This is a genomic window from Draconibacterium sp. (genome assembly GCF_041583095.1).
GTDB lineage: Bacteria > Bacteroidota > Bacteroidia > Bacteroidales > Prolixibacteraceae > Draconibacterium.
The window spans coordinates 1-7,065 of record NZ_JBFHGM010000266.1; the positions used below are offsets into that span (position 1 = coordinate 1).

The following is a 7,065-nucleotide window of genomic DNA, read 5'->3' on the forward strand; positions in this document are numbered from 1 at the left end:
AATTCGGCTGCCGACGAGCATTTGCGTAATTTATGTGTTCGCTGCCATCTTGGAAATCCAAAAACAGAATATGGCCCGGTTAACGAAAGCAGCCGTGGCGGAGGTTGCCTGGCCTGCCACCTGAATTACAGCCCCGAGGCAGAAGTTGCACTTGCCAAGGTTAAAGATTCCATTATTAATGCACACCCGTCGATTAGTTTGGCCATTAGCAACAATCATTGTTTTGGTTGCCACAGCCGTTCGGGAAGGATTTCAACCAATTACGAAGGTTGGCACGAAACAACACTTGAAGTCAAACAAATGCCTACTAACGACAATAACTATCGCCTGATTGAAGGAGAACGTGTATTTGTAAAAAAACAGCAAGACGTTCACCACGAGCTGGGAATGGAATGTATCGATTGTCATCATTCGTATGAAGTAATGGGCGACGGAACACTTTATGCCCACCAGGAAGATCAGGCGGATGTTCAATGTATTGATTGCCATTTTGACGGCGATGCAAGAACGATAAAAGCCGAAAATCTTGACAATGAATCGGCAATTATCGCGGCTTTGCGCCTTGGCAATATTTCAGGGAAAGAATTTTTGGTAACCGGCAAACGCAAGCACGCGCTGGTAAATACTTTTGTTGAAAACGACACGGCCTTTCTGCAAACCAAAAACAGCAAGATTAAAATGGCTTTAACCCGTCCGGCAAAAGTTTGTACAAGAAGCAATGCTCACTCTGACCTGGCCTGTTCAAGTTGTCACTCGTCGTGGGTACCAACTTGTATTGGCTGCCACAACGAATACGATCCGAACGAACCATCATACAACATGGTAACCAACAAAGAGCAAACCGGCGGCTGGGTTGAATTTTTTGGCGAGTATGAAGCTAAACTTCCGTCGTTGGGAATGCGGACTGAAGGCGAAAAATCAGAAGTTATACCTGTTGCACCGGGAATGATTCTTACCATCGACAAAAGCGCGTACACCGACGACGCTGATAATTCCACTATTTTTCATCGTTTGTATGCGCCGGTTGCACCGCACACCACCACCAAAGAAGGGAGGGATTGTAAAAGCTGCCATAATAGTTCGCTTGCGATTGGTTACGGCGAAGGAAAACTGGAATACGAAATTTCAGACGGAAAGGGTAAATGGACATTTGCTCCGCTTTACCAACGCGATGTTAACGACGGTTTGCCCGCTGATGCCTGGATTGATTTTCTGCAAACACGAACCGGAAAAGTTGCGACACGCTCCAACGTTTCTCCGCTAAGTGTTAAACAACAACAGGCCATATTAACAGTTGGCGCCTGCCTTACCTGCCATGATGATGACTCGAAAATAATGCAAGCTACGCTAAACGATTTTGAGAGGCAGTTGCAAAAACGAAGTTCTGCCTGTATTCTTCCCGAATGGAAATAAAAAAAGCGCCACCTGAAAACAGATGACGCTTAACTTCCTCGTATATTAACCTGAGTTCGATTTTAAATATTATATCTCAGAAATACAGAAATGTGCAAGATTTGAATTAAAAATATCGCAGGAATAGCGGGCTATTTCCAGATATTTTTGGTTTAAAGATTGTGCATTTCTGTATTTTCCTTCTGATTTCATTAATTTTTGCATAAATCGCTTCAAATTTTCTTGCATTATCACGATAGTCCTACAAAAATCTGAAGCGATTTCTCCTAAAAATAAATTGAAACTGAGATAAAATTTAAAGTATAATTCAGGTTAGTAGATTAAGTAAAAATAATCTGGGTTCCGTCGCCTCCCGACATAGCGTATAAGTCTCCAACTGTTATAATTGCTTTTACATGCTCACACAAGTCGTCTTTTGTGAGCTTGAACATATCGGCAGCCATTTTACAGGCATAAATTTCGCCTCCGCCTGCTGTTATCATATCCAAAAATTCGTCAACGGGTGGCACATCCAGTTCGTCCATTTGCTTTTTCATCATGGCCGAAACTCCGGCTTCCACTCCGGGAATCGCTCCAAGCAAAGTTGGGAAAGCCCATCCGTTCGGCATTCGCATTCCCGGATTGCCAACTGTTGCCGTGTGCAACTTGTTCATCTGCTTTTTGGTAATGGCATCCAGTCCGAAAAATGTAAAAAACAACTTGGCCTCAATACCTTCCATGACTGCACCATTCGCCATTATCAAACCTGCATATACATCTTCAATATTGGCTTTGGCTACAATTATCATCACCTTTTTTAAAGGCGTTTCTTTTACTTCAGTCATATTGTTAAGTTTTTGGTTTTTAAACGCAACTTGCCGGTTTGGAAATACCAGCGTATTTCGAAGATAATTTTAACGGTCCTCCGGGAAATAATTGGTACAATCCTTTAATATCAACGATACCCGATTTCCCAACTTTCCGTATAGTAAGCGATGCTCCTGCCGCCTCTTGTTCACGTAAATAATCCAACACTTCGTAGTGTTTGTCAGTTAATTCAATACCATCCTCTTTTGCCAATTCTGCAGCAATTTCCTTACTCCAGTCACTTTTGTTTACCAGGTAACCTTCAGCGGTTACCTCAACAGTTTTTCCTGCGAAAGTTTTTTCAGCCATAATTCTATTTTTAATTGTTGTTTTTATTGGTTTCTGCAGCCATATTCTTCATAAAGGTTACAAAGAATCCAAGCGCACGTTTCATTTCCGGTTTATTCATTTCGCGCATAACCTTAAAAATGGAATACTCAGGAACATTTTCCATTTCCATACTTCCGTAAATTTTAAGACCATTGTTCATCGCATTCATCATTTCGGGTTGTGTAGCAGAGCGAACTGTCTCCATAATGGTTACAATGTTATCGGCCAGCTCTTTCACATCATCCGGTTTGTAATGAGCGATGATATTATCAAAGATCTGCCCGGCCTCGGCAAAGAATTCGAAGTATCCTTTTTGATCCAGCTCATTCAGTTTTTTGGAGAAGTCGATGATCACTTCGTTAAGAATTGGCGAGGCATCTTTTACCAGATCATTCATACTTTCGAATAGTTCCAGAAAACGATTCATGTTATCGATGTTACGCAGAATACGCAGCATTAGCCCCTTCACCTCATCAATATCAAGATGTACCATCCGGTTATCCAGATCTTCCACCGCTGTATCGTACATGTCCTTTCCTACTATCGACAAGTCAGAGATTAAATCTTCAACCTCGTTGGTTTTAAGCCGCTGCTGGTTTACGTACTCCAGCAGCAAGTCAACCTTTTGGTTCAGCTCCGATATTTGTACTTGTAATGATTTCTCTTCCATAATCAGGCACCTTTAATTAATTCACCTTCTTTTTCCCGGCCATAGTCATCAATGGTTCAACCGGCAACTCTTTTCCTTTTAGCAGAATGTGCCAGTAAATCCAGCGGAACATAACTTTACCGTAATGGTTGATTTTGGTATTTTTCAGCAAACCAAACGGCCCGATGCCCGGCAGCGGGAAAGTTCCCGGAAGTGGTTCTGTATCGTAATTAAAATCGATAAGTGCACCTTTTCCAAAACCTGTTTCGATGTAACAGTTGGCGTGGCCATCAAATTTGGCGTGCATCGGTCGTCCTTCAATGGCGCTCATGAGGTTCTCGAATAAAATATCGGCGGCAAAGTGAGCTACCGATCCGGCTTTCGATGTTGGGATATTTGAAGCATCGCCCAACACAAAAATGTTTTCGTGTGCCACCGACTGCAGTGTGTGTTTATCGGTTGGAACAAAATTCAGATCGTCGCCCAATCCGCTTCTTTCAATCATTTCGTCGCCCATGTTCACAGGCACTACGGTAAGCACATCAAAATCAATTTCCTTCTGGTCGTATGAGATAAGTTTCTTCTGGTCGTTGTCTACCCTTTCGATGTAGAAATCAGGAATTACTTCGATGTTTTTTTCGGCCAACAGCTCCGAAAGCATTTTGGTGGCTACCGGCTTGGTAAAAGCTCCCGGCATAGGAGTAACGTATATTATCTCCACCTTATCGCGCATGCCCAGTTCGGTAAAATAGGCATCGGCCAAAAACACAAATTCCAGCGGTGCCACCGGGCATTTGTAAGGTAGTTCGGTAATGGCCATTACCAGTTTTCCACCTTCCCAGCCTTTTAAGAACTTTTGCAGTGCCAAAGCTCCGTCGATGGTATAAAAATCGAAGATCTCCTTGTACCACAGTTTGTCTTTCAAACCCGGAGTTTCATCGGGATTGGTTTTGGTACCGGTGGCCACAATCAGAAAATCGTAATTCAACACCTTCCCGCCATCAAGATGTACTTTGTTGGCGTCACCTTCAATTCTGTCAATAGCAGAATAAATCATGTTCACACCGGCCGGAATAAAATCAGCCTTTGGTTTTATCACATCTTCCTTCTGGTAAATACCAAAAGGAATAAACAAAAATCCGGGTTGGTAGTAATGTGTTTTAAACTGGTCGACAATGGTAATCTCCCATTCTTCTCGGTCGAGTGCTTTCCTAAGTTTATTCGCCATCATTGTGCCCGCAGTTCCGGCGCCAAGAATTACTATCTTCTTCATTTTGAATCGTTCTATTGGTTTATCTGCGTTTTAAAGTTATGTGCGGGCGAACAATGTGCTGTAAAACCTGCTATGATAATTATCAGAGAGTAATAAATATCATAATAAATTGGTACATTGCGGGTTAATGAAACACGAGTAAACCGGTCTATGGGAAACACATCTTGCACTTGCGAATATTGCCAGTTAAAAAACATTTTTTTTGCACATGTTAAAAGTGATGAACTCACCAATATTTGCGATTTAAAAGTTGAAAGAAGTTACTCAAAAGGGGAATCGATTATACAGGAAGGCGACCCGATTACCGAATTTGTATACATGAAAAAAGGATTGGTGAAACTCTCAAAAGCTTCAATCGACGGCAAAGACCAAATTATCAGTTTCTCGAAACCTTTCGACTTTGTCAGCCTTTTGTCAGTATTTTCATCAACACAGTACAAATATTCGGTTACAGCCATTGAGCAAACTACGGTTTGTATTTTGCAATTGGATGTGGTGCGAAAATATGCCAAAGAAAATGCACTGTTTGCGATGGATATGATGTCGAATATTAGCCAGATGACCGATAAAATTATCCTCGACAACCTGGAGATAAAACGCAAACACCTGAAAGGACGTATTGCGCATGTGCTGCTTTATTTTTCCGACTACATATATAAAAAGGATGAGTTTGAACTTCCCATTTCGAGGCGCGAAATTGCCGAATATATCGGAATGACGACTGAAAATGTGATCCGCACCTTATCTGAATTCCGAAAAGATGAAATCATTAAAATATTTGGAAAGGACATTCTTATTGCCGACAAAAAACGCCTGAAGAGCATTTCAGATTTTGGATGATCCACAATGTAAAAGAAAGCATTTAGGATAGATTTTAAATACCACCTTTGTGTAAAGGTGGCTTCCCAATACTTACAAAAAACTTTGGAATTTAACCAAACACCCCTTACCTAATCGACGCGAACGTATTTTTCTATGTTGCAATTGTCCTTGTCATAATTGCCATTTTCATCAAGTGGAGAAAACAGGTAAACCTGGTATAGGGTATCTCCCTTTATTTCGAGATATTGTTGAACTTTTCTCCCAAGAAAAGAAGGCACATTGTGATACAGAACTTCTTCGGTATAAAGATGCCCTGATAAATCGTAGGTTCCACCACCAAAATTATGCATCTTTTGCGATCCGTGTACACTGGCGCCAACAAACATAAAATATTTATCCGACCAGGTTTTTAGTTGACTGCCATTGGCCTGATCCAGAATTGATATCTGGCTTTGCCCGTTCCTCACCAATTCCTGGCTGATAAGTTTCCATGTACCGTTGAGTTTAGTTTTTTCACTTTTAAAACTAAAAAGTGTAAGAACCAATAGAGACAGAATGAGAGTTTTAATTGTCATGATAATATTTATTAGGTTCAAAGTTGAAGGTTATAAAGATATAATAATTGTTCTGCCAAGAAAATATTACGTAGCATAATATTAAATATCTTCAGGATGATTCAGGTTCTGAAATAATTGGGGATATTTTTTCAACCACTCTCCCGATTCCACAAAGTTTGTATTCAGCTTTTGCAAAAGAAAATGAAGTTTATAATCACCGCCCTCTATCATTGCTTTAATTTTAGGCAAGGCACTTTTATGGTAAAATGCAATCAATGGTTCTTTCTTTCCTTCATGAACCGGAACCACTGCCTCAAAATTGCGGGTTTCTTCTTTCAGAAAGTCAATAAAACTTTTTTGAACAAAAGGGGTGTCAACACTCATCAAAAAATTCCAGTCATTTGAAGAATGTTTTAAGCAGGAATAAATTCCGCCCATCGGTCCACAGTTTTTAATCTCGTCCTCAATAACAGGGTAACCAAAAGTTGTGTGCGACTGATGATTTGAACTGACCAGTAGCTCCGAAGATAAAGGTTCACAAAGGTCTATTGCACGTTCAAGCATAGTTTTATTATCGATCTTCAACAGTGCTTTGTCGGTGCCCATTCGTTTACTTTTCCCGCCGGCCAGAATTATTGTGGTAATTTGCATGTGCTAAAAGTACGCAAATAAAACAATCATGATTCACGGGAATCACCAACATGAATGAAAGTAAAGTCTGTTAACAGCATTTCATAAAAATGGCCAGATTACAAGGCGCACACAAAGATTGTGCATTGAACAGCTTACTGATTGCGCCTTTAAATTACAGCACCTCAACCCCGGGTTCCACCCGAGGTTAGTCACATTTTATCACTTCGGGATATTGAACTGAATTACAAAGTTAAGACGAGCTTATTGACCTGCAATGCCGCAATTGCACGTTTTTATGACGCTGGCAGCGTCTAATATGAATAACCCGGTGCGTAGCGCCGGGATGAAATGACCAAAGGGAAATCGTCCGGCAAAGAAAGCAGATCGAAGCCAGATGGTTCTGGGTCACATTGAAAATCCGGTGGAGAAGAAAAAAAGAATCTCTCTCCAGACGTTTCAGTATTGAGCCAAGTCACCTACCATAAGCAGATTACTTTTGGCTTATCAGCCGGATTCTACTCTTTGGTTTAGCCCAAAGAGTA

Annotated in this window: 8 protein-coding genes; 2 read left to right on the plus strand and 6 right to left on the minus strand. The window is 41.0% G+C overall.

The genetic code is table 11. The features are described 5' to 3' along the window. Positions 1–1,413, plus strand: a 1,413-nt coding sequence (locus tag ABZB17_RS18540; RefSeq protein ID WP_372652379.1) for a hypothetical protein, incomplete at its 5' end; no start/stop codon positions are given. 320 nt (positions 1,414–1,733) lie between these two features. Here the strand turns inward: ABZB17_RS18540 and ABZB17_RS18545 are convergent. From ABZB17_RS18545 to ABZB17_RS18560, 4 genes are read right to left on the minus strand one after another with little or no spacing between them, the layout of a single operon-like run. Then, a complete protein-coding gene (locus ABZB17_RS18545) occupies positions 1,734–2,237 on the minus strand; it encodes a DsrE/DsrF/DrsH-like family protein (protein WP_045026088.1) in 504 nt (167 codons plus the stop codon). 19 nt (positions 2,238–2,256) lie between these two features. Next, positions 2,257–2,568 (minus strand): TusE/DsrC/DsvC family sulfur relay protein, encoded by a 312-nt coding sequence (locus ABZB17_RS18550; RefSeq protein ID WP_372652381.1) that lies wholly within the window; start codon positions 2,566–2,568, stop codon positions 2,257–2,259. 10 nt (positions 2,569–2,578) lie between these two features. After that, on the minus strand, positions 2,579–3,259 hold the full coding sequence (locus tag ABZB17_RS18555) for a DUF1641 domain-containing protein (RefSeq protein ID WP_372652384.1): 681 nt from the start codon (positions 3,257–3,259) through the stop codon (positions 2,579–2,581). 16 nt (positions 3,260–3,275) lie between these two features. Next, on the minus strand, positions 3,276–4,511 hold the full coding sequence (locus tag ABZB17_RS18560; RefSeq protein WP_372652387.1) for an NAD(P)/FAD-dependent oxidoreductase: 1,236 nt from the start codon (positions 4,509–4,511) through the stop codon (positions 3,276–3,278). 150 nt (positions 4,512–4,661) lie between these two features. Between ABZB17_RS18560 and ABZB17_RS18565 the strand changes: the two genes are divergently transcribed. After that, on the plus strand, positions 4,662–5,351 hold the full coding sequence (locus tag ABZB17_RS18565) for a Crp/Fnr family transcriptional regulator (RefSeq protein ID WP_372652389.1): 690 nt from the start codon (positions 4,662–4,664) through the stop codon (positions 5,349–5,351). A gap of 110 nt (positions 5,352–5,461) precedes the next feature. On the opposite strand, the gene ABZB17_RS18570 is transcribed toward ABZB17_RS18565, so the two are convergent. After that, entirely contained in the window at positions 5,462–5,908 is a 447-nt protein-coding gene (locus ABZB17_RS18570) for a hypothetical protein (RefSeq protein WP_372652390.1), read from the minus strand. An 81-nt stretch (positions 5,909–5,989) separates the two neighbouring features. Then, positions 5,990–6,541: a molybdenum cofactor guanylyltransferase gene (locus tag ABZB17_RS18575; protein ID WP_372652391.1), complete on the minus strand. Its 552-nt coding sequence runs from the start codon at positions 6,539–6,541 to the stop codon at positions 5,990–5,992. Positions 6,542–7,065 lie beyond the last annotated feature (524 nt).